Here is a 21976-nt window from a genome sequence, read left to right as displayed (position 1 = left end):
AGTGCGTGTAGGATTTACGGCCACGTACTTAATTTCCTATAAAATGTGAAGGTGAATCGTTTATGGAAAATAAAGATTGGAATGTTTTATATCATAGTAGACAGAAAAAAGTAGAGGAAGCAATATCAAGTATACAATCTAACCAGAAAGTATTCCTCGCACCTTTTTGCAATGAACCGCAAACTTTAGTAGAAGAACTTGTTAGACAAAAGGATCGCCTTCATAATGTAGATCTTTACAATGTTATTATTGGAAGCCCTTGCCTTTATGCAGATCCAAGTTGCTACGAACACTTTAATATTCGGACCTTTTTGAGTTCATCACATCTTAAGGGTGCATTTTTGAATGGCACGTGTGACTATCTGCCGCTAAATCTATCGGAAATTCCACGTTTCATCGAAGTAGAAAAAGTTGATATTGCACTTATCCAAGTCTCACCTCCGAATGAGAAAGGTTATTGTAATTTAGGTCTATCTGTCGATGTTGTTCAAACATTAATAAAGGAAGCAAATATTGTAATTGCTGAAGTAAATAGTCAACTTCCTATTACATTTGGTGATACTTTTGTACACGTTTCTGAAATAGACGAATTTGTTATTTCCAATCGCCCTTTAATTACAATTGGCGGTGGAGTACCATCTAATGTGGAAATGGCAATTGGAAGATATGTTGCTGAATTAATCCCAGATCATGCTACTATTCAAGTAGGTCTAGGGAAAATTGCAGATAGTATTATAGCCTCTTTAAAAAACAAAAAAGGGATAGGGATTCATTCTGGTTCTATCACGGATTCCGTCCTAGAGTTAATAGAACTTGGAGTAGTGACAAACGAATATAAAGAAATCAACAGGTATAAAACTGTTTGTACAACCTTAACCGGAACAGAAAAACTATATCATTATTGCCATGAAAATCCGAATATTGAGTTATATCCAACAAACTACACACATAATGCGGCTATCATTGCTCAAATCAGCAACTTCCATTCAATTAATTCTGCGCTTGAAGTTGACCTTTTTGGTCAAATAAACGCTGAGCAAGTGGGCAATTACACGATGGCTGGTGTCGGTGGTCAAATGGATTTTATTCGAGGAGCCAGACTTTCAAAAGGAGGAAAGGCGATTATTGCTTTACCTTCCACTGCAAAAAAGGGGACAGAATCTCGGATTAAGATAAAGATTCCATTTGTAACTACGATAAAGTCTGAAGTTGATTATGTAGTTACTGAGTATGGTATTGCCTCATTATTTGGGAAGTCTCTCAAAGAAAGAGCAAAAGAGTTGATCACAATTGCACATCCTGATTTTCGAGAACAACTATATATCGATTTTGAAAGAGCTTTTCTATGAAGGTTAACTCAAATAGATAAAATATTACCAGAAAACAGGGAAATATAAAACATTTCGGAAATTCAAGTCATAAAGCTTAAAACTATTACTTATGAAGGGCTGGAAAATCATGGGGAAATTAGATAATAAAGTAGCAATTGTTACTGGATCAGGTAGAGGAATTGGAAGAGATATTGCCCTTCTTTTTGCAAGAGAGGGCGCAAAGGTTGTTATCAATGACTTAGGCAGTGGTCTGGATGGTTCAAATAACGATACGAAAGTTGCTGATGAGGTTGTTCAAGAAATCAAAGCATTTGGCGGAGATGCTGTAGCTAATTATGATTCTGTTGCAGACTTTGATGCGGCTAATCATATTGTTCAAACGGCATTGGATGCATTTGGCCGTCTTGATATTGTGGTTAACAACGCTGGTATTGCAAGAGACCGTATGATTTTCAAAATGAGTGAAGAAGAATGGGATGCAGTTATCGCTGTTCATTTAAAAGGTACATTTAACGTAACTAGGGCAGCCGCTCCTATATTTAAAGTACAAAAAAGCGGTCGCTTCATCAATTTCACTTCGACATCCGGTTTAATTGGAAATATTGGTCAAGCAAACTACGCAGCCGCTAAATTAGGAATTGCTGGTTTAACAAAGGTTACAGCTTTAGATATGGCTCGATATAATGTAACGGCAAATGCTGTTTCACCATTTGCATGGAGCAGAATGATTGGCTCTATTCCAACTGAAACTGAAAGCGAAAAGGCCAGAGTAGAAAAAATTAAACAAATGTCTCCAGCTCACATTGCACCATTAGTAGCTTTCTTAAGCTCTGAAGAATCTTCAGACGTTACTGGCCAAATTTTTGGTGTAAGAGGTAAGGAAATTTTAGTATTTTCACAACCGCGCCCAGTTCGGTCTGTCTACAACTCAGAAGGTTGGTCAATTGACAGCATTAATGCAATAAAAGGTTCCTTGAAACAGAGCTTTACACCACTTGAAGTAAGTGCAGATGTTTTCCCTTATGAACCATTAGTATAATGAACAATAAATTAAATATTTTATCCAGAAGGTATAAGCAATCAGTGAAATTTCGTTGTTTTGTGTCACTTGATAATCGTATTGGTCATATGAAATTTTCCAAAAGTAGAGGAGTGAATAGCTTGGGTACAGATTTGAAAGAAAAAATTGGAATGGAATTCGATGAATATACTTTTAAGGTTGAAGCCGGGAAAATTAAAGAATTTGCATTAGCTATCGGAGATTTAAAAGAGGAGTATTTAAAAGGAGAAAAGGTCCCGCCAACATTTCCGACTGTTATTGATTTCTGGGGCGAGGGAATCTCAACATCAGTACTTTTAGGGCTTAACATGAAGAAAGTTCTTCATGGCGGAATGGAATACGAATATATAGGGAAAATGAATCCGGGAGATGAAATGACTGTTACTGGGATCGTCGAGGATGTATATACAAAAGCTGCCATGAATTTTGTAATCATAAAAAAAGAATATATTAATCAACATGGTGAAACGGTCTTAATCAGTCGTTCAACTACAATTGAAAGACACTAGGAGGTAAGATTGGCATGGAAGTAGGATATCAATTTGAACCATTAAACAAAAAAGAGATTACACACACACAATTAGTTAGATATGCAGGGGCATCAGGTGATTTTAATCAAATTCACACAGTAGTTCCATTCGCAGTAGAGGCGGGACTAGGCGGTGTAATTGCACATGGGATGTTGATTATGGGTTTTGTTAGTCAAGCTATTGGTCACTGGTTTCACATTGACAATTTAGCTAAGTTTTCCGTCCGCTTTAAGGCAATGACTAAACCAGGAGAAAGGATTTCCGTAGTTGGAAGAATAGTAGAGGAAACGGAAGAACGTTGGATTTGTGAAGCTAAAGCCTTAAATGAAGAGGGTGAAGTAAAGGTTAGTGCTGCCTTTGAGGTGAAGAAATAAAGATATCCATTCATGAATAGATTTTTGACTCTCCAGAACAGAAATATCATCTATTGCAATCTTTTCTACATAAGAATAAACTGACTTTGTTTTCATTTATTAAAACTTATCATCCCTAAATAAAATTAATATTCCTAATTTTTACATAGTTTCACTAAAAAAAAACTTTTTATATATAAAATAAATGTAGTGATAGATATTTAGGTATTTAGAAGGTTTCAGAAAATTGAAAGCGGAGTCATTAGAAATTTATAAAATAGTTTCTGAAAATAACTGAATATTTTTAGTCAATAGTTTTATCTGAAAGGGGTGTCCAGACTATCTCCTTGTCTAGTTCATTTAGTTTGACAATGAGATGGAAAGTATATGTCCAATGCTAATCATAAACTAAACACTTTGGAAAAGGAACAATGTATGACATTTAAGGATGTTTACGAATCATCCCCATTTTGGAAGCTATTAGGAATCGAAATGGATCAAGTGAATTCTGAATTTGTCCGAATTAAATTGTCTATGACCTCTAGTTTTCTTAATGTAAATCGGTCTGTTCATGGGGGAATTATTGCATCTATGCTTGATACTATCATGGGAGTCACGTTACTCCATCAAAATTATGATGCAAAAGTTTGAACCGTGTCCTTAACTACCCAATTTATTGCACCTGTTCTAGAAGGTACAACTATATATGGGACAGCAAAGGTTTTTCATTGCGGCAGAAGGATTGCATCGCTTGAAGCAAAAATAGAGTCAGATAGTGGAGAGAATTTAGCAACAGGAATAGGCACTTTTGTCATTAAGAGATAGATACCTAGTCTATGCCTTATCACATCGTCTAAGATCAACCAATTAGAACAAGGAGATGTTAATATGCAATCGTTAGAAGGTATTAAAGTTCTAGATTTATCAAGAACACTCGCTGGACCATATTGTACCATGTTGCTTGGAGATATGGGCGCTGACGTTATTAAAGTAGAGCAGCCTGAATCAGGGGATGAAACAAGAAGGTTTACTCCTCCTACTTGGAACGGGGAAGCAACTTATTATCTGACTTCTAACCGAAACAAACGAGGGATTACAGTTGATTTAAAATCACCAGAGGGTAAAGAAATTATTTATAAATTAGCCAAAGAGGCTGATATTTTTGTAGAAAACTTCCGAACTGGAGCAATGGATAGACTTGGCTTTGGTTATGAAAAAATAAAGGAAATTAATCCACGAATTGTTTACACTTCAATCTCAGGATTTGGTCGAACAGGCCCTGAAAAAGACAGAGCAGGTTATGACGTTTTATTGCAAGGGTTTGGAGGATTAATGAGTATTACAGGTGATCCAGATGGTCCGCCAGTAAAAGCGGGTATATCATTAGTAGATTTATCGACAGGTCTATTTGCTGTCTATGGAACGCTTAGTGCATTGATAGCTGCTCAAAGAACTGGAAAGGGTCAGTTTATTGATGTTAGTTTATTAGACGGTCAAATTTCATTGTTGAATCATTTGGCTACAGGCTATTTTGCAACAGGAAAGCCTGCAGGAAGAATGGGCTCAGCACATCCATCAGTTGCTCCATATCAAGCCTTTAGAGCAAAGGATATGGATTTTATCTTGGCTGTCGCTAATGATAGGCTATGGAAGAAATGTTGCGAAGCATTAAATTGGATGGATTTACTAGAAGATTCACGCTTCATTAAAAATATAGACCGCGTAAACAATTGTGAAGAACTAGTTTCAATCATGTCAGATCGATTTATTCAGATGGAGTATAAAGAGATTTTTGAATCATTGGATAAGTGTGGTGTTCCGTGTGGTCCGATACATACGATTGATCAAATTCTTAACCATCCACATGTAAAAGCTAGGGACATGATTCAAGAAATTAACCATCCAATCGTAAATAACCTAAAAGTACCAGGATTCCCAGTAAAGTTATCAGAAACTCCGGCAAACCTAAGGCATCACCCTCCACTTCTAGGTGAACATACAGACGATGTTTTATCTGAATTAGGATATTCTGAAGAACAAATTGAAGAATTGAAAAACAATAAAGTCGTCTAAGTAAGACATCTATAGTAGGTAAGAATAAAAAGGGAGGGAAATCCTTGAAAAAAAGTCAAAATAATAAGACATGGATTGTTGTGTTTATTGCTTGTTTCCTTGGTCTTGCAGTTGATGGTATGGATATGCAAATGCTATCCTTAACATTACCATCATTAATTGAAGAATTTGGAATTTCACAGACACAAGCAGGCATGCTTGGCACGTTTTCGTTGATTGGTATGGCAATTGGAGGTATTAGTGGCGGCTGGCTATCCGACCGATTTGGTCGTGTTCGGATGGCAACCTATATGCTAGTATTATTCACTGTTGGAACGGCCTTATTAGGTTTTGTTCAATCATATGAACAATTTATTGTTATTCGTTTCATATCAGGAATGGGAATAGGTGCGGAATTTACCATTGTTACCATGCTTATGGCAGAATATGTACCTACCAAAAGACGTACAACGATACTTGGCACTTTACAAGCAGCATTCTCTGTAGGATTTTTAGTTGCCGCTTTATTGGCAGGTGCCATTCTGCCAGAATATGGATGGAGACCCTTATACTTCATTTCTATTATACCTGTTGTATTAGCCATTTACATTAGATATAAAATTCCAGAACCTACATCATGGGTAGAGGCAAAAAAATTGGAAAAACTACAACCTAAACAGGTTAGGAAAAATGAATGGTTGACAATTTTTAAGGATCCCAAGACAAGAGGAATTTTCCTTTTTTGGATAATAACTTCAACCTTCTTACAATTCGGGTATTATGGTGTAGGAACATGGTTACCATCCTACCTAATTACTGATTTAGGCTTCAATTTTAAAACGATGACTGGATATCTTGTAGGAAGCTATACGGCAATGATCTTTGGTAAAATTTTGGCGGGTGTTTTATCCGATAAATTTGGACGCCGTATTATATATATTGCCGCAGGTTTAGCAACGGCTATTTCATTGCCGGCAATCTACTTATATAATACACCTGGTAATATCATTATTTTGCTAACAATCCTTGGATTCCTGTACGGAGCCCAATATGGAATTACTTCAACATACATGAGTGAAAGTTTCCCAACACATATTAGAGGTACTGCAGTAGGGGGAGCTTATAATACTGGTCGATTCGGCGCAGCAATTGCACCAATTGCAATTGGTGCAATTGCTGAAGTTCAGTCAATCGGTTTTGGTCTAGCCGTTCTGGGTATTGCGTATGCATTATCTGGTATAATCCCAGCTTTATTTATTAAAGAAAAAATGTATGATCCATATGAAAATAAAGAAAACACTCCCATCCTTGCAAATGAAGAGACTGCTGCTACAATATCATCCAAAACTTAATAGAAACTTATTTTAAAAGTTAATAGTAATAAAATAATTAAGGGAGTGTTCAAAATAAATTTTAACTTACCATCTGAACTAATAGAAATGAAAAAAGCAAAAAGAGACTTTGTCGATAATACCGTTGATCCACTTGCAGATTAAATTGAAAGAGAAGATAAAATCCCAGATTATATTATGAAAATGAGTAAAGAAATTGGTTTATTTGGTCTTAGTATTCCAGCGGAATATGGCGGCCTTGGAATTGGTATGGTTGGTAAATGTGGTATTTATGAAGAGATTGGTCGTACGTCCAATGGATATACAACGGTCATTGGTGCGCATACTGGTATCGGTTCTGTTGGAATTGTTGAAATGGGAACAGAAGAACAGAAACAAAAATACCTGCCAGGAATGGCAAGTGGTGACCTAATTGGTGCATTTGCATTAACAGAGCCAAGTGCTGGTTCAAACGCAGCCCAAATAAAGACAAAGGCTGTTCGAAAAGGGGATAAATATATAATAAATGGTTCTAAGCACTATATTACAAATGGTCCAATTGCAGATGTTTTCACAGTAATGGCTGTAACGGATCCAAGCAAAGGTGCAAAAGGGATTTCTTCTTTTATTGTTGAGAAGGACTTTCCTGGATTAGTAATTGGAAAAACGGAAGAAAAAATGGGCTTGCGTGGATCTCATTCTTCTGAAATTTTCTTAGAAGATTGTGAAGTTCCTGCAGAAAATTTACTGGGCGTAGAAGGGCTTGGATATGTTAATGCCTTAGCAATATTAGCAAATGGTAGAGCAGGCCTTGCCGCAAGAAACCTTGGTTCTTGCCAAAAGTTATTAGAGCTTTCCGTGCAATACGCTCATGAACGTGAACAATTTGGAAAACCAATTTTTGATCAGCAAATTATTCAGCATTATCTAGCGGAAATTGCATTAGACGTTGAAACATTGCGCACTGTCACTTATAAAGTAGCCTGGATGGTTGACGAAGGAATAAACGTAATTAAAGAAGCTTCAATGGCAAAGTTGCTTGGTTCAGAAATTTTCAACCGTATTGCGGACAAGGCTGTACAAATTCATGGTGGAATCGGTTATAATAGAGAATATCCAATCGAACGTTATTATCGTGATGCTAGAATAACTAAAATTTATGAAGGCACATCAGAAATCCAGAAAAATATTATCGCAGGACAACTTCATAAAGAATACTTAAAGAAAGCTCCTGTAGCTAGTATCTAAACACATTGCATAGTAAATATTACAAAATATAATTAGATAGCTATATACTAGTCTAGTATTTTTAATAGGGATTAGAAGGGGTTCTGGTGCAAAGATAAAATAAAAGAGAATAAAGCCTGTATATTCCTAGCGGAATCGTATCTTATGCTACAAGCCCAAACAATTGATGGATAGCAATTCTTTCTGATTTTGGACAGACTAATCCCGTAAATCAATCTGTTCTTTTTTGATCATATGCATGGCTTCTACTCCCGAAAGAATGGATGTAGCTGTGTCAAAAGACTTGAATCCCAACATAGAACGCACACGTTTCTTAATAAATCGATGATCTTGTTCGACAATGTTATTGAGATATTTAACTTGTCTTATTTGGATGCCTTCAGGAATCTTTTTTTTCTGTTTCAGTTGTTGAATGGCGACTGGATAGGCTGGATTCTTATCAACTGTTATGACACGAGGCTTCGAAACATGAAAAGACCGCAAAGCTTTACAATGCTTATGTTTTCCGTCACAAACTAAGGGATCAGTCCCCCAGTCTGCTAAAGTACTAACGCAGCGGGGGACTGACCCCTTTTAAAAAACCAATACTAAAACATATCACATACAAAATGTCCCCTAAATCAAATTATGAAGTTAATACCCTAAATCTTTTATAATACTTAGATAATTATTATATTATCATACCATCGTGGTCTTGGTATCTTCTGCTCTTTATTTCTTTCTACATGGCAAAAAAGAAACATTAAGATTGGGAAAAAAGTATTTGGGAGTAATCCTTAAGTAACAAAATTTATATTGAGTCACTGCAGATTATATAATTCATGTAAATCATTTTTGAAAAGAAAGGTAGAAATAAATGATGAATGGAAAAACTCTATTTATTGCCGGGCATGCACGGTTACCCCAAGGAATGGCAGCTAAAAGTGTATTTGACACATTGACGATTACAGTAGAAATAGATAAAAAATATGGGGTTATACTTGAGGCCTCCTGTACACTGGCTACTGAACATGGCCGGAAGTTTGTGGGAAATGTGTTAAGGGGGATTAGTTTAAACGACGGTATTGATGAAGCAATTGAAACACTTCGAATGTTTTATCGAGGAAAGGCTACTAATGCATTAGTAGCAGCGTTAAAAGATCTAGACACCCATTATCAGCAAATAGAATCTACTGAAAAGTAAATAATGGCATTCGTAGAAAATCCGTTAGATTGCCATTCCTAGTTTTATAGTTATTTTTAACAAAACGATCGTTCAAAACCGATATACATATAATAGATTGCATGCTGAGAAAAACAAAAGAGATTTTGTATTTGATCATTTTAACACAAAAATAAAAGCGTAAAGAGTAGTTGAAAAATTCTGAAATTATGATATAATCAAAATATAAAAGTACCGATGACAGCAAATACAATGCTGCATGGACGGTCTTGAATTTTCAGAAAATGAGAATAGATTGGTAATTGACTATGTTCACTTGATCTTTTATAGCCAAAAGACGAGCCATGAATAGGAGTCAGTGAAACTTTCAACGTCTAAAACGTTGATTTGTTTTACTGACTCTTTTCGTTGTTTTAGTGCGCTATTGTAAAAGCAAAAATCTTAGAAAGGAGTAGGTTTTGAATGGTAATGGCATTAGAGGGCATTAAAATTATTGAGTATCCCAAGTATTAGCAGGTCCATATTGTACGATGACCCTAGCGACTTTGGTGCAGAGGTCATTAAAGTGGAACATGTGGAAAAAGGAGATGAGACAAGAGAATGGGGGGGCCACCTTTTTTAGGCGGAGAGAGCGCTTATTATTTATGTGCCAATCGAAATAAACAAAGTATCACTCTTAATTTAAAGTCAGAAGAAGGGAAAGAAATTCTTCGCAAACTAATAGCCTCTGCCGATGTAAAAGCTAAAAACATGATTGTCGAAGTAGAACATCCGACCATACAAAATCTTAAACTAACTGGTTCACCGTTAAAATTATCCAAAACACCAGTGACCATAAGAAAACATCCACCAAAACAGGGAGAACATACAGATCTTATCCTACAACATATCGGCTTTAGTGAAAATGAAATTTCAAATTTAAAATCTAATAAAATTATTTAAGGAGTGTCTATCAATGATGAATTTTGAATTAACTGAAGAACAAAAAAGCGTACAAAAATTAGTGAGAAAATTTGTGGACAAAGAAATCATTCCAAATATTCAAGAGTGGGACCGTGCTGGTTACTTTGAACCTTCTATTCTACAAAAATTAGCCGAGCTCCAGTTAATGGGAGTATGTATCCCAGAAGAATATGGCGGCGTGGGCATGGACTATAATACATTGGCGATTGTATGTGAAGAATTAGAACGCGGGGATACTGCTTTCCGTACTGCAGTTTCCGTTCACACAGGGTTGAACAGTATGACTCTATTACAATGGGGAAATGAAGAACAAAAACAGAAATACTTAGTACCGCAAGCACAAGGAATCAAGATTGGTGCATTCGGACTAACCGAACCTAATGCTGGGTCTGACGTAGCAGCTATGAATACCACTGCTATACGAAAAGATGATCATTATATTTTAAACGGTTCTAAGACTTGGATTTCACTTTGTGATGTGGCTGATCATTTTCTTATTTTCGCTAAAACAAATCCAGCAGCGGGATCTAAAGGAATTTCATGTTTTATTGTTGAACGCACCTTTGAAGGAGTAGCAACAAAAGGGTTTAAAGGAAAGTTAGGAATTCGTGCCGGCAATACTGGTGAAGTATTCTTAAGTGAAGTAAAGGTTCCTGTAGCCAACAGAGTTGGGGAGGAAGGGGAAGGCTTCAAAATGGCCATGGCAGCTCTAGATAATGGAAGGTTTACTGTTGCGGCTGGAGCATGTGGTCTGATTGCTGCAAGCCTTGAAGCTAGTCTTAAGTATTGTCATGAAAGAAAAACATTCGGCAAAGCAATTGGAAAACATCAGCTTGTTCAGCAAATGATTGCTAAGATGAGTGCAAACTTAGAGATTTCAAGAATGCTTGTCTATAAGGCTGGATATTTAAAAAACAAAGGAGTTCGTAATACAAGAGAAACATCTTTGGCTAAATGGATTTCCTGTGATGCAGCATTTGAAGCTGCAAATGATGCTGTCCAAGTTCATGGAGCTTATGGTTATTCAGATGAATATCCAGTAGAACGATTCTTAAGAAACGCTAAAGCACCTGTGATTTATGAAGGAACAAGAGAGATTCATACGATTATGCAGGGGGAATACGCTCTTGGATATAGAGAAGATAAACCGCTCCGCCAAGGTTTACCTGCTTGGCCTTTCGAGAAAGTTTCTCTTACAAATAATTAAGACTAATCATAAAAGGATTAATACAAAATTGATTCATTCTGCACAGGTTCCGTAATAGTAAAAAGAAAATAAGGGTCAGTCCTCCAGTCCCCGTCCACAATAATGCTTTTATTATAAACGGGTTTTCTTCAAGAGGACATAGAAAAACCCGAATAGGGGGCACTTTTAATTAGTGTCCATTATTCTGGTTATAGTTCAAATGTGGTTTTTAGGCTCTTTTTTATCAAACTCCCTCATTAAAGTAAAGTTTTTCTCTTGTTTTCTTGGTCTTTCTCAGTATTTTAAATTTCTGTACATGAACATCTTATAGAATAGCAGTCTTTCATATCTATTTAGGTAGAGGAGGGCATACTTAAATAAACCCTTCTTCTCCTTTTTACAGAAAAAGGCCTATGATAAATAATATGGTCGCTTATGGATCCCACACTATTCATGGCGGCACATCCTCCCACATCTCACAGCGTCATATGCGCATACATTCCTTCGTTCTGCCTATCCATGAAGTGGGGTCGACGATGCTTTATTACAGGGTCTTTGCCCAATAGTTTGATCGATTGCCGACTGCTCAGATCTTCTGATGTCCAAAACTGAACGCGCCCCTGAACAGCCTGAAGGTCCTTCATTAGCTGGTCATACAGTTTATTCCTTCACGAAGATCGGCATATATTCCTTCAGGTAAATAAGGCTCAGAATAACGACCCTCCTCAATCAGCCGTGAAATGACTCTCGCATCTTTTACATCAATTTTGGTAGGGGAATTGTCGTCAAGCTCCTTCGACTTCTTTACATGTGATGGATTCACTACAACAACCTTTATTTTCTGTTCCTTTAGCCAATATGCCAGTGAAAGCCAGTGGCCTGTAGGCTCCATTCCGATGATGACTTCGCGCTTATTGTGCTGATTCTTTAAACTATTCCTCTAGGAGACGAGACTCATAAAGCCTAAGTGGGAATTGTCAAAGGTAAGAGCCTTTCCAATTGGATTCCTCTGCTACAGGTGAATTCATCTTTAGAGAATTCGATAAAAAAAATGGTTTCTCTAAAACATTGACTCAATACCTAAACTTGAAGGACAACAGACGTTACTATTTTCATTCGAATGAAAATTTGCTTTGTCAAAAGATTTATCAAATCATTACTGGATATTCCGAGGATGATGCCGCTGATCAATTGACGAAAGATCCTGTGTTTACTCAGATCATTGGAACGGATGCGTTAGCTTCTCCACCCAGTTTATCCCGTTTTTTTAGACGGTTTGATAATCAATTCATGGAATAATTAAATCGAGCCAATCAAGAACTTATTGACAAAGTTCATCAGTTCAGAGATTCTACGCATTCAGATACCTATGGAAATCAAGAACCCTCAGCTTATAATGCCCATTACGGGACAGTTGGTTTCCATCCTTTAGTTGCCTTTGACGGAGTAACAGGTGATTTTCTTAAAGCAAAGTTACGCCCTGGGAATGTTTACACCTCAAACGGTGTTGTAGAGTTTATACAACCACTCATTGAACATTACAATGAAAAATTCCCAGAGACTACATCATTTATTCGTGGTGATAGTGGTTTTGCCGTTCCTGCTTTGTATGATTTATGCGAAAAAGAATCGGTTTACTACGTTATTTGACTTAAATCGAATGCGAATCTGCAACGAATTGCAGATGAACTACATCCTTCATCTATTCCTTCCGATATTTCGAAAACGGAATGTTATTATGAAGAAACCATTTATGAAGCGAAATTGTGGTCTAAGCCTAGAAAAGTGATTATTAAATCGGTACGCCCTGCAGGCGAACTGTTTTTTAACCATTCGTTCATGGTGACTAATTTAGTAGATGCCTTTTCTCCCAATGACACCGTCCTTGCTTACCAAAAAAGAGGTACGATGGAAAACTACATCAAGGAAGCCAAAAATGGTTTTGGCTTAGATAAAATGAATAGTCATTCTTTCCAAGTAAACGAGGTAAAGATGATTTTGAGTCTGTTAGCTTATAACCTAACGAATTGGCTGCGCACTCTTTGTTTTCCGGAAGAACAAAAGAACATGCAAATTGAAACCATACGGACACGGATCATTAAAGTTGCTAGTAAATTAGTAAAGTCAGGAAGATCCCTTTACTTTAAATTATCCTCAAGTTTCGTGTACCAGGAATTCTTCTGGAAGGTACTTCTGCAAATTCAGAACCTAAAGCTAGAGTAAACCATCTTACTATTTTTTAAAAATAAATGTCAGATCAAGGGATAAGTCTGCCCAAAAGCTGATTATTTTCAAGCATTCATTTAAAAGTCATGTCTAAAGTAGCTAAATCACTATGATATTTTTCAATGGAATAGGAAAATATATGATTTTGGCTTTACTTATGACTTTATCAGGAAGTATGAATAATTCAGGTATTTTATTGGAATTCTTTTGTTTTTTTATAGAAAATTTAGAACCAAAAAAGGTTTGTTTGCTTGCATATGAATGTATTATCGTATTTCCTAAGCCTTTTGGCTAATTCAATTATGGATATTGAAATTTAAGACATTTTGCTTGATTGAATCCCTTGTTATTACTTAATAGTAGTGTCATATTACAGGTTGGTATTAAATCTTCCTTCTGTAATGCTTTAGTCCGTCAATTCACTCCTCCAGTATGGCCAATCTATAATTTTGTAAGACCCTATTATGAAATTGATTTATTGAATTAGAACAGCATATATCTTATAATTATAATAAAATACTGAATATTCAAAAATGAATAAAAATATTGAGGGGTATATTATGGATAAATTGTCTTCAACAGAACTTCAAGCTATTTTCGATGCTTGTTCAGAAGGGGTTTTTGTTATAGATGTTATAGATCATGATTTCATTGGATTATGGGCAAACCAAGCATTTGAGAAAATAACAGGATTATCACACGAATTTTTGAGTGGAAGGTCTCTTCATGAAGCGGTTAAGGAGGGGCGTATATCAGATATAATTAGTGGAAAAATAATAGAAGAAAAACAAGCAGTTAGTAAACTACAAGCCTATAGAAATGGTAAGACGGCTCTAATAACCGGAAGACCCATATTTAAAGGCAATGAGGTAGTTAAAATAGTTGGTACTGCTAGAGATGTAACAGAAATTAATAAATTGGTGGAAGAATTAAAACGCAATCAAGAGCTTAGCGAACAGTATAAACAGGAATTAGAAGATTTAAAGGTAAAGGAAGCAATAAAGAATAAGATTGTATATAGTAGTTCTAAGATGGAAAAGGTTATTGAATTAGCTATTCGTGTATCAAAGGTTAAATCTTCAGTTTTACTTTCAGGAGAATCAGGTGTAGGAAAAGATGTTATCGCAAATTTAATTCATAAATCAAGTTCTCAAAAAGAGAAACCATTTGTAGAGGTGAATTGTGGAGCGATTCCTAAGGAGTTAATTGAATCTGAATTATTTGGGTATGAATCTGGCGCTTTTACTGGAGCAAAAAGGGAAGGAAAGCCTGGTTTATTTGAATTAGCAAATGGAGGAACAATTTTTCTAGATGAAATAGGAGAGATGCCATTAAATATGCAAGTAAAGCTACTAAGGGTAATTCAAAATCTCAAAGTTCATAGGATAGGAGGAACCAAACCAATCTCATTGGATATAAGAATAATCGCAGCAACAAATAAAGACCTTGAACAAATGGTAATAAATAAAGAGTTTAGAGAAGATTTATATTATCGATTAAGTGTTATACCTATTGATATTCCGTCGTTGCGTGATAGAAAAGAAGATATTTCTCTTTTATGTTACCATTTTCTAAAATATTATAATGAAAAACATAACAAAGATAAATATTTTCATTATAACCTTATTGAACCCCTTGAAAATCATGATTGGCCTGGTAATGTACGTGAGTTACAAAATTTGATTGAAAGATTAGTTGTACTAACTGAAGAGCAATGTGTTAAACAGGAACATTTACCCTTAAAGTATAGGGAATCAGATGTATTATTATCTGATAAAATTCTTGATAAACCATTAAAAGAAATAGTTGAAAGTTTGGAAAAAGAGGTTATTATGAACTCCCTAAAAAAATATAGAACTGCAGTAAGCGCAGCTAAAAAACTTGGTTTGAGTCAACCTACAATGTCAAGAAAAATGAATTATTACAATCTAAAGGAACATAAAAACAAAAAAATCCAATTATGAATAATTTTTATTCATAATTGGATTTTTTTATCTCAAACATTTTTAATTTGTGTTAAAATATCTCCTTTTACAGTGGTTTCTTAGAGTTTAATCAATACATTTTTTGTTGGCATAATACTTGCATATAAAATTTATATGAGAATCACCTCTTACTTTGAAAATGTTTTTCAAAATGAATTCTCATATCTTAATGTTAAAAAACCAATTCTTTTGAAGGAGTTGAATGGGATTAATGTGTTAATAGTGAAATGAATTACCAATTACTAAAAAATGGTATTGAAGTATTAATTTTAATGTTGAAATGGTTGAAATAGTCATTAACAATTAAAGTCGAAAAGTGAGGTATTGAAATGAATATTGATGCATATATAGCGGGCGCAGGTAGAACTGATATTTCACGAAAGGGGGAGAAAACTAACCTTGAATTAGGAATCGAAGCAGTCAAAATAGCATTGGAAGATTCCGGGTTTGATAAAAAAGATATTGATGGAATTGTAACAAATTATGGCTCTCCTGTAGGAGTGGATATAGATCAATTCGCAATGTTAACAGGCTTAAATACAAGATTTTCCACCCAGACATGGAATCATGGTCGTATGGTTGGATCGGTGTTGTCGATAGCTGCTATGGCTGTTAGTCATGGTTTAGCCAATGTCGTGGCTTGTGTTTGTTCCGTAGGTTTTGCGAAAATTGGAGGAGTTGGTGGAGAAAAGAGTTCCTCGGAATTTCGTGGGGTGGAAGGAACTCATGGTGAACTTCCGCATTATGGTTTATCAGGTCCTGTAAGTGGTGCTGCAATGAGTGTTCAGAAATATATGAACAAATATGGGGTGAATAGTGAAGATTTAGCTTATGTTCCGATTACCTTGCGAAATCATGCTCGTTTGAACCCGAGAGCATTAAGACGTTCTGAACTCACATTAGATGATTATCATAACTCTAGATATATAGTCGAACCATTGCATGTGTTTGATTGTTGTCAAGTGACAGATGGTGCTGTTTGTATATTGGTTACAAATAAGAGTATGGCAAAAAACGCGAAAAATAAACCAGTTAAAATTATTGAAATGCAAGGGATAAGAGGTGGGAGAGAGGAGTTTATATTTTCTAGACCAGGGTTAGGTGCATATCAGCAAAGTGATTTTGATTTCAAACCGGACGAGTGGGATCTTAATATATTTAAAAAATCTGGGTTAAACCACGCTGATATTGATGGTTTATATACTTATGATGCATTTTCGCCGTTAGTATGGTACACATTAGAACGATTTGGTTATTGTGACCCAGGTGATGCACCGGAATTTGTGAAGTCAGGGAATATTTCATTATCTGGAGGATCATTACCTGTTAATTCAAATGGAGGATTATTATCTGAAGGCCACTTATCTGGATGGAACCATATTGTGGAGATCGTTAACCAACTAAGGGGGAATTGTGGGGATAGACAAATTAAAGATGCTAGATTTTTGCAATGGGGAACATGTTTTGGCGATAGTTTAATTTTTGGGGGGGAATGAAAAATGGTCAACCGGCCTTTACCAGTAATTAATCAAGATAATAGATGGCATTGGGAAAAATTAAAAGAAGGTATCTTTGTAATTCAAGAATGTGCAGGTTGTAAAACGCGTCGTTGGCCAATCGCACCGGTATGTTATCATTGTTTCTCAAAAGAGGTTGAGCTTATTCAGTGTGAGGGAATTGGTACTATTGATTCTTGGGTAGTATTTCACCATTCTTATTATCCTTATTTTGCTGATAAATTACCATATATTGTTGTTCAAGTTAAATTAGCGGAGGGGATACGAGTTACCGCTAATTTGTTAAACATCGATCCTTCTGAGGTGAAAATTGGAATGTCAGTTCGATTAACTTATCAACAAGTATTAAATAGTGATGTGATACTTCCTCAGTTTGTACCTTATTAATGATTACTATAATAGAACTCGGGATGCTATTAAATTAGGGAGGAATAGGATTGGATTATAAAATTAGAACACTTATAGCAGGTTGGTTATATTTAGGAGAAAAGGAACCTGTTCATGCTTGGTACATTGAAGGAAATGGTATTAAAGTATTAGTTGATGCAGGCATGCCAGAATCTAAAATTGTGGAAAAAAGATGGAAAACTAAAGCTGAAGGTGGTGGAGAAGATGCAATAATAAATGAATTAAAGAAACATGGAGTTATGCCTAGTGAGATTGATATTGTTATATTAACTCATATGCATTTTGATCATGCGTGGAATCTAGATTTATTTCCCAATGCTCAAATCATTATTCAAAAAGAAGAAGTTATTCACGCCATTAAACCGGTTCCGATTCAAAGAAGTTACTATAATAAAGAATTGAATGTCAAATTAATATCTCGCAATCAACCTAAAAATTTATTGATTATTGAGGGAGACTACTTATTAAAAGACGGACTTGAAATTGTTTTTACACCAGGTCATACTCCGGGCTCTCTATCCGTCATTGTAAATACAGAAAAGGGGAAGGTAGGATTGTGTTCAGATCTGGGACCTAGATATCAAAACTGGTTTCCCGCTGATTCTGAAATTAGTAACAATCCTAAACGTTTCCTAGAAGGCTCATATCTACCTAATACTATACATACAGAAAATGTCATGAATTATATTAATACCATGGAAAAATTCATGAAATCTGTTGATATTGTAATTCCTGCGCATGATGATAGAATTCCGGTCCATATGCCTGAACAATGGTGGGGAAAACCTAGCATGAGTAAGGATCCATTAGAAGTTTTTGCACTAAAGGAAGAATAAACGTGGTAGTCGGTAAAAATACGAGAAAACATTCATTTATAGAGGGTGGTTAAATATGACTATGCCGTTAAGTAAAACTTTAGGTTCATTGTTAGATGAGAATGTATTGAAATATAAAGATAATGAGGCAATGATTTTTCAAGGGAAAAAATGGACTTATCATCAGCTTAAGCAGGAAGTAGATCAATTTGCAAAAGGTCTAGTTCATTTAGGAGTGAGGCGAAATGATAAAGTTGCAATTTTAATTCAAAACCGACCAGAATGGATCATTTCTGTTTTAGCTTGTTTTAAAATTGGAGCAGTTGCAATCCCTTTAAACACATGGTATAAGCCATCAGATATTGAGTATGTGTTAAAAAAGGCAGATGTAAAGGTACTTATTTTTTCTCAGAAGTTTCTTAATTATGATTATGCTAATTATGTTCACGAAGTAATCCCTTACACTCAGTACACCTTAAACGAAGTGACTCATTCGGAGTATCCACATCTAAAAAGGCTAATTTCTCTTGGGGATAAAAAGCTTGAAGGAACAACTGATTATAACGATGTTTTCCAATTGGGTTCCTCGATCCAGGATGACATGTATAATGAAATTACTTCACTCGTAGAACCTGATGGTTTAGCATATATATTGTTCACGTCAGGAAGTACAGCAAGACCAAAAGGGGTTCAAGTACACCATGTGGGTCTAATTGAGAACGGTTTCAATACGGGTGAGAGACTAAAAATTAATTGTAATGACAAGTTATGGTTAGCCATCCCCATTTTCTTTGGATTATCTGCAGAAAATGCATTGATGGCGGTATGGACCCACGGAGCTAGCGTAGTCATTCAAGAATATTTTGATGAAGAGGTAGCTTTAAAACTATTCGAAGAAGAAAAATGCACTGTTTATTATGGCAGATTTAATATGTTCAATCGACTTATTCATCATCCTAATTTCGATAAAAATAAAATTTATTTTCAAAAGGGTTCAGCTTCAGGTACCCCTGAGCAATTTAAAAAGGTTGCTGAATTAATTCCGAGTATTTGCAACATATATGGTGCTACTGAATCATATGGATATTCTTCTATGACAGAGAGTACAGATGAACTTGAGATTAAAATGAATTGCCATGGTAAACCTAATCCAGGTTTTGAATTCAGAGTTGCTGATATGGATACTGGGGAAATTTTACCTCCTGGTAGAGAAGGGGAATTACAAATTAAAGGATATATTACATCAGGATATTATAATGATCCAGAAAATACAGCAAAAGCTTTTACTGAAGATGGCTTTTACCGATCTGGGGATCGAGGGTATTTAGATGAAATAGGAAGATGGCATTTTATTGGAAGGATCAAGGACTTTATTAAAACGGGTGGAATCATGGTTTCTCCTCGAGCAGTTGAAGAATATATAATTAAACATCCCAAAGTTGCAGAAGTGAACGTGACTGGATTTCCAGATGCGGTAAAAGACGAAGTGGTTGTTGCTGTTATTGAGACCAAAAGTGGTGAAAGATTAACAGAAGAAGAGGTTATTGCTTATTGTAAAGCGGGTTTGCCTTCTTATTCTGTCCCAATAAAAATTTTCTTTATGAAAGAGGCGGATCTTCCACATACAGCCACAGGAAAAGTACCCAAAAATCAACTGAAAGAATTGTTAGTAACTCTAACTTCACAATGTGAAGTAGGCAGTTAAACATTAATATAGTTAGGTAGACCGGTAATCCACTGCTGAAGTTGACTTTTGATTAGTTTTCGATTTTACTGTTTGTCTTTTTAGAGTATCTTTAAGTAGCTCGATTGATTGGGCTGCAGTGATACGGCCCAATCAAGTTCACTTACTTCATCACAAAGTTCGTAAAATAAACCACCAAGAGTGTTATAGCAATTTTGGCACGACAATACAATGTATCCTGCGAACACGATCGTTGTTTATGCCTGAACTGATGTTAAAAGATGTAAGCATTTGCATCAGGATTAGCACAAAACGAAAACGTCCCGGTAACAATATCTAACGCTGTCCATGAATTACGGCAAGTTACTTTTGCTCATTTGTGCTAAAGGTTAACAACTCCAAAATTTTAAGGGGGATTAAGAATGAAGAGATTAATAATGTTATTCGTATTGAGTTTTACGCTCATCGCAGGAGGGTGTTCGCAGGCAACCCAGCAATCAGGAGACAGTAAACCGGCTGAGCAGCCGAAGAGTGACTTTCCTAACAAACCCATAGAAATTATCGTTCCACTTGGTTCAGGGGGCTCTTCAGATTTACTTGCTCGTGTAATGGCAGATGCTGTTCAGAAATATCTTCCCAATAACCAACCTGTTGTTGTCGTCAATAAACCAGGTGGCGCAGGGGCGATTGGCTCAACCGAAGTATTCCAAGCAAAACCAGATGGATATAAGCTATTGTTTACTTCGTCAGCTATAATCTCGACAACACCGCACTTTGGAAAAACTATTTATACTCACGATAGTTTTCAACCGATCATGAAAATGGCGGCAAACCCGTTACTGTTTGTGGTGAAAGCTGACGCTCCTTGGAAAACATATGAGGAATGGGTAGACTATGCCAAGAATAATCCCGATAAATTCTCTTATGCAACAACTGCAGTTGGAGGACTCTACCAAATCTCGATGGAAGGGTTAAAGGCGGCAACAGGAATTAAAAGCAAGATTGTTCCGTTCGAAAAAGGCTCTGAGGAGATTAATGCTTTGTTAGGCGGGCATGTTCCAGGGGGGATACTAAATAACGTAGAGGTGAAACCGCATTTGGAATCGAAAGCTCTACGAGTGTTACTCAATATGGGTAATCGTAAACAAGATTGGTATAAAGATGCACCTACCGCAAAAGAAAAGGGAATAGAGGTGTTAGGTGAGCTTTCTTCCGGGCTTTTAGCTCCAAAGGGAGTACCACAAGACGTTCTTGACATTCTTCATGATTCCTTTAAAAAAGCATATGAAGACCCTGCAGTAGTAGAACAGTTAAATAAAATGGGCATGGTAACTACTTATGCCGGTCCTGAAGAATTTCAAAAAGAGCTCACGGACTCTTTCAACAAGAGTGGAGTAATCTTGAAGCAGATTGGTCTGATTAAGTAACAACAGAAAACCGAATTAAGAGTTGTTCAGAAATATAAACATTCCTATATTTTAATAGTATTAAAAACTGAGAATAGTTTGTTAGGATGATAGAAAAACTATTATGATAGTGAATTCATGAAAAAGCAGGATTGATTCAGTAACACGGAAGAAAGCGGGTATATAAAATTGGTAATATGCCCGCTGCTCTACTAACTGTATAGTTTGGGGATAGAAAGGGCGGTGTATACTCGTGAAAAAGATGAACGCAGGTGTTTGGGCAGGAATCGTGGTATTTCTGATTGCTGCTGTATTTCTTGTTCAATCATTCCAGTTTTCATATAAAAGTGAGCTGGGACCTGGACCGGGATTTTCCCCAGTGTGGCTGAGTGGAATCTTGGTTGTTCTGTCGATATTATACTTCCTGGAGTCAGTTAGCGGAAAAAATGCTGGTTCTGGTGAAGAATGGCCAAAAGGACAGGCTCTCAAAAATATTTTATTCATTTTGGCATGTTTGGCTGTTTTTCTCATTTTGGTGTCCTTTACGGGCTTTGTTGTGTCCGGATCGATTTTCTTATTTCTTTTGCTGTTCAAGGCTTATAAATGGTACACCAGCTTGTTGATTTCGATTGGTGTTTCCATAATTCTGTTCTGGTTATTTGACGGTGTTTTGGGAGTTTCATTACCCGTCAATGGGCTAGGTTTTTAAGGAGGTGGTT

General features: G+C 36.0%; 19 protein-coding genes and 5 pseudogenes. 21 read left to right on the top strand and 3 right to left on the bottom strand.

Going from position 1 to position 21976, the window contains the following annotated elements; genetic code table 11:
* Positions 1 to 62: 62 nt before the first annotated feature.
* From J2Y03_RS05390 to J2Y03_RS05350, 9 genes and pseudogenes are all read left to right on the top strand, one after another.
* Positions 63 to 1349 carry an acetyl-CoA hydrolase/transferase family protein gene (locus J2Y03_RS05390; RefSeq protein ID WP_310191620.1) on the top strand — a complete coding sequence of 429 codons (1287 nt, stop codon included), beginning with the start codon at positions 63 to 65 and terminating at the stop codon, positions 1347 to 1349.
* A gap of 109 nt (positions 1350 to 1458) precedes the next feature.
* Positions 1459 to 2370, top strand: a complete 912-nt coding sequence (locus tag J2Y03_RS05385) for an SDR family NAD(P)-dependent oxidoreductase (RefSeq protein ID WP_310191618.1) — start codon at positions 1459 to 1461, stop codon at positions 2368 to 2370.
* 122 nt (positions 2371 to 2492) lie between these two features.
* Entirely contained in the window at positions 2493 to 2900 is a 408-nt protein-coding gene (locus J2Y03_RS05380; RefSeq protein WP_310191615.1) for an FAS1-like dehydratase domain-containing protein, read from the top strand.
* A 14-nt stretch (positions 2901 to 2914) separates the two neighbouring features.
* Positions 2915 to 3295: a MaoC/PaaZ C-terminal domain-containing protein gene (locus tag J2Y03_RS05375; protein ID WP_310191612.1), complete on the top strand. Its 381-nt coding sequence runs from the start codon at positions 2915 to 2917 to the stop codon at positions 3293 to 3295.
* Between the two features lie 366 nt (positions 3296 to 3661).
* Positions 3662 to 3925 (top strand): PaaI family thioesterase, encoded by a 264-nt coding sequence (locus J2Y03_RS05370; RefSeq protein WP_310191609.1) that lies wholly within the window; start codon positions 3662 to 3664, stop codon positions 3923 to 3925.
* A gap of 3 nt (positions 3926 to 3928) precedes the next feature.
* The gene (locus J2Y03_RS05365) at positions 3929 to 4099 is read left to right on the top strand and encodes a PaaI family thioesterase (RefSeq protein WP_310191607.1); all 171 of its coding nucleotides are present in this window, start codon (positions 3929 to 3931) and stop codon (positions 4097 to 4099) included.
* 63 nt (positions 4100 to 4162) lie between these two features.
* Positions 4163 to 5347, top strand: a complete 1185-nt coding sequence (locus J2Y03_RS05360) for a CaiB/BaiF CoA transferase family protein (RefSeq protein WP_310191604.1) — start codon at positions 4163 to 4165, stop codon at positions 5345 to 5347.
* Between the two features lie 44 nt (positions 5348 to 5391).
* Positions 5392 to 6678 (top strand): MFS transporter, encoded by a 1287-nt coding sequence (locus J2Y03_RS05355; protein WP_310191602.1) that lies wholly within the window; start codon positions 5392 to 5394, stop codon positions 6676 to 6678.
* A 54-nt stretch (positions 6679 to 6732) separates the two neighbouring features.
* Positions 6733 to 7905: pseudogene (locus J2Y03_RS05350) on the top strand (acyl-CoA dehydrogenase family protein).
* Between the two features lie 142 nt (positions 7906 to 8047).
* Here J2Y03_RS05350 and J2Y03_RS05345 read toward each other — a convergent pair.
* Positions 8048 to 8394: pseudogene (locus J2Y03_RS05345) on the bottom strand (DDE-type integrase/transposase/recombinase); the annotation flags it as partial.
* 367 nt (positions 8395 to 8761) lie between these two features.
* Here J2Y03_RS05345 and J2Y03_RS05340 point away from each other — a divergent pair.
* The 4 genes and pseudogenes from J2Y03_RS05340 (at position 8762) to J2Y03_RS05325 (ending at position 11237) form a co-directional block, all read left to right on the top strand.
* Positions 8762 to 9088, top strand: a complete 327-nt coding sequence (locus J2Y03_RS05340) for a DUF3870 domain-containing protein (protein ID WP_310191600.1) — start codon at positions 8762 to 8764, stop codon at positions 9086 to 9088.
* Between the two features lie 441 nt (positions 9089 to 9529).
* Positions 9530 to 9817, top strand: a pseudogene (locus J2Y03_RS05335) (CoA transferase); the annotation flags it as partial.
* Positions 9818 to 10009, top strand: coding sequence for a CoA transferase (locus J2Y03_RS05330; RefSeq protein ID WP_310192992.1), 192 nt, complete (start codon positions 9818 to 9820; stop codon positions 10007 to 10009). It begins immediately after the preceding pseudogene.
* 16 nt (positions 10010 to 10025) lie between these two features.
* The gene (locus J2Y03_RS05325) at positions 10026 to 11237 is read left to right on the top strand and encodes an acyl-CoA dehydrogenase family protein (protein ID WP_310192990.1); all 1212 of its coding nucleotides are present in this window, start codon (positions 10026 to 10028) and stop codon (positions 11235 to 11237) included.
* 622 nt (positions 11238 to 11859) lie between these two features.
* Here J2Y03_RS05325 and J2Y03_RS05320 read toward each other — a convergent pair.
* A complete protein-coding gene (locus tag J2Y03_RS05320) occupies positions 11860 to 12108 on the bottom strand; it encodes an IS110 family transposase (protein ID WP_396954173.1) in 249 nt (82 codons plus the stop codon).
* A gap of 113 nt (positions 12109 to 12221) precedes the next feature.
* On the opposite strand from J2Y03_RS05320, the pseudogene J2Y03_RS05315 reads away from it, so the two are divergent.
* From J2Y03_RS05315 to J2Y03_RS05290, 6 genes and pseudogenes are all read left to right on the top strand, one after another.
* A pseudogene (locus J2Y03_RS05315) lies at positions 12222 to 13439 on the top strand (IS1380 family transposase); the annotation flags it as partial.
* Positions 13440 to 14002: 563 nt separating this feature from the next.
* Positions 14003 to 15406 carry a sigma-54 interaction domain-containing protein gene (locus J2Y03_RS05310; RefSeq protein WP_310191597.1) on the top strand — a complete coding sequence of 468 codons (1404 nt, stop codon included), beginning with the start codon at positions 14003 to 14005 and terminating at the stop codon, positions 15404 to 15406.
* 350 nt (positions 15407 to 15756) lie between these two features.
* The gene (locus J2Y03_RS05305; protein ID WP_310191595.1) at positions 15757 to 16923 is read left to right on the top strand and encodes a thiolase C-terminal domain-containing protein; all 1167 of its coding nucleotides are present in this window, start codon (positions 15757 to 15759) and stop codon (positions 16921 to 16923) included.
* Positions 16924 to 16926: 3 nt separating this feature from the next.
* Positions 16927 to 17331 (top strand): Zn-ribbon domain-containing OB-fold protein, encoded by a 405-nt coding sequence (locus tag J2Y03_RS05300; RefSeq protein WP_310191592.1) that lies wholly within the window; start codon positions 16927 to 16929, stop codon positions 17329 to 17331.
* A gap of 50 nt (positions 17332 to 17381) precedes the next feature.
* Entirely contained in the window at positions 17382 to 18188 is an 807-nt protein-coding gene (locus J2Y03_RS05295; protein ID WP_310191590.1) for an N-acyl homoserine lactonase family protein, read from the top strand.
* 55 nt (positions 18189 to 18243) lie between these two features.
* Positions 18244 to 19872: a class I adenylate-forming enzyme family protein gene (locus J2Y03_RS05290; protein ID WP_310191588.1), complete on the top strand. Its 1629-nt coding sequence runs from the start codon at positions 18244 to 18246 to the stop codon at positions 19870 to 19872.
* On the opposite strand, the pseudogene J2Y03_RS29125 reads toward J2Y03_RS05290, so the two are convergent.
* Positions 19869 to 20108: pseudogene (locus J2Y03_RS29125) on the bottom strand (IS4 family transposase); the annotation flags it as partial. The gene J2Y03_RS05290 and the pseudogene J2Y03_RS29125 overlap by 4 nt on opposite strands.
* A gap of 165 nt (positions 20109 to 20273) precedes the next feature.
* On the opposite strand from J2Y03_RS29125, the gene J2Y03_RS05285 reads away from it, so the two are divergent.
* The gene (locus J2Y03_RS05285) at positions 20274 to 21278 is read left to right on the top strand and encodes a tripartite tricarboxylate transporter substrate binding protein (RefSeq protein ID WP_310191585.1); all 1005 of its coding nucleotides are present in this window, start codon (positions 20274 to 20276) and stop codon (positions 21276 to 21278) included.
* A gap of 241 nt (positions 21279 to 21519) precedes the next feature.
* The gene (locus tag J2Y03_RS05280) at positions 21520 to 21966 is read left to right on the top strand and encodes a tripartite tricarboxylate transporter TctB family protein (protein WP_310192989.1); all 447 of its coding nucleotides are present in this window, start codon (positions 21520 to 21522) and stop codon (positions 21964 to 21966) included.
* Positions 21967 to 21976 lie beyond the last annotated feature (10 nt).

Source organism: Neobacillus niacini, assembly GCF_031457145.1.
Taxonomy (GTDB): Bacteria; Bacillota; Bacilli; order Bacillales; family Cytobacillaceae; genus Neobacillus; species Neobacillus niacini_J.
This window is presented reverse-complemented; position numbering and strand designations above follow the sequence as displayed.

Excerpts from the sequence above, each read along its gene's own strand:
- J2Y03_RS05390 (WP_310191620.1), top strand. The coding sequence starts at position 63 with ATGGAAAATAAAGATTGGAATGTTTTATATCATAGTAGACAGAAAAAA.
- J2Y03_RS05385 (WP_310191618.1), top strand. The coding sequence starts at position 1,459 with ATGGGGAAATTAGATAATAAAGTAGCAATTGTTACTGGATCAGGTAGA.
- J2Y03_RS05375 (WP_310191612.1), top strand. The coding sequence starts at position 2,915 with ATGGAAGTAGGATATCAATTTGAACCATTAAACAAAAAAGAGATTACA.
- J2Y03_RS05370 (WP_310191609.1), top strand. The coding sequence starts at position 3,662 with ATGTCCAATGCTAATCATAAACTAAACACTTTGGAAAAGGAACAATGT.
- J2Y03_RS05360 (WP_310191604.1), top strand. The coding sequence starts at position 4,163 with ATGCAATCGTTAGAAGGTATTAAAGTTCTAGATTTATCAAGAACACTC.
- J2Y03_RS05340 (WP_310191600.1), top strand. The coding sequence starts at position 8,762 with ATGATGAATGGAAAAACTCTATTTATTGCCGGGCATGCACGGTTACCC.
- J2Y03_RS05330 (WP_310192992.1), top strand. The coding sequence starts at position 9,818 with ATGATTGTCGAAGTAGAACATCCGACCATACAAAATCTTAAACTAACT.
- J2Y03_RS05325 (WP_310192990.1), top strand. The coding sequence starts at position 10,026 with ATGAATTTTGAATTAACTGAAGAACAAAAAAGCGTACAAAAATTAGTG.
- J2Y03_RS05320 (WP_396954173.1), bottom strand. The coding sequence starts at position 12,108 with ATGGAGCCTACAGGCCACTGGCTTTCACTGGCATATTGGCTAAAGGAA.
- J2Y03_RS05310 (WP_310191597.1), top strand. The coding sequence starts at position 14,003 with ATGGATAAATTGTCTTCAACAGAACTTCAAGCTATTTTCGATGCTTGT.
- J2Y03_RS05305 (WP_310191595.1), top strand. The coding sequence starts at position 15,757 with ATGAATATTGATGCATATATAGCGGGCGCAGGTAGAACTGATATTTCA.
- J2Y03_RS05300 (WP_310191592.1), top strand. The coding sequence starts at position 16,927 with ATGGTCAACCGGCCTTTACCAGTAATTAATCAAGATAATAGATGGCAT.
- J2Y03_RS05290 (WP_310191588.1), top strand. The coding sequence starts at position 18,244 with ATGACTATGCCGTTAAGTAAAACTTTAGGTTCATTGTTAGATGAGAAT.
- J2Y03_RS05285 (WP_310191585.1), top strand. The coding sequence starts at position 20,274 with ATGAAGAGATTAATAATGTTATTCGTATTGAGTTTTACGCTCATCGCA.
- J2Y03_RS05280 (WP_310192989.1), top strand. The coding sequence starts at position 21,520 with ATGAACGCAGGTGTTTGGGCAGGAATCGTGGTATTTCTGATTGCTGCT.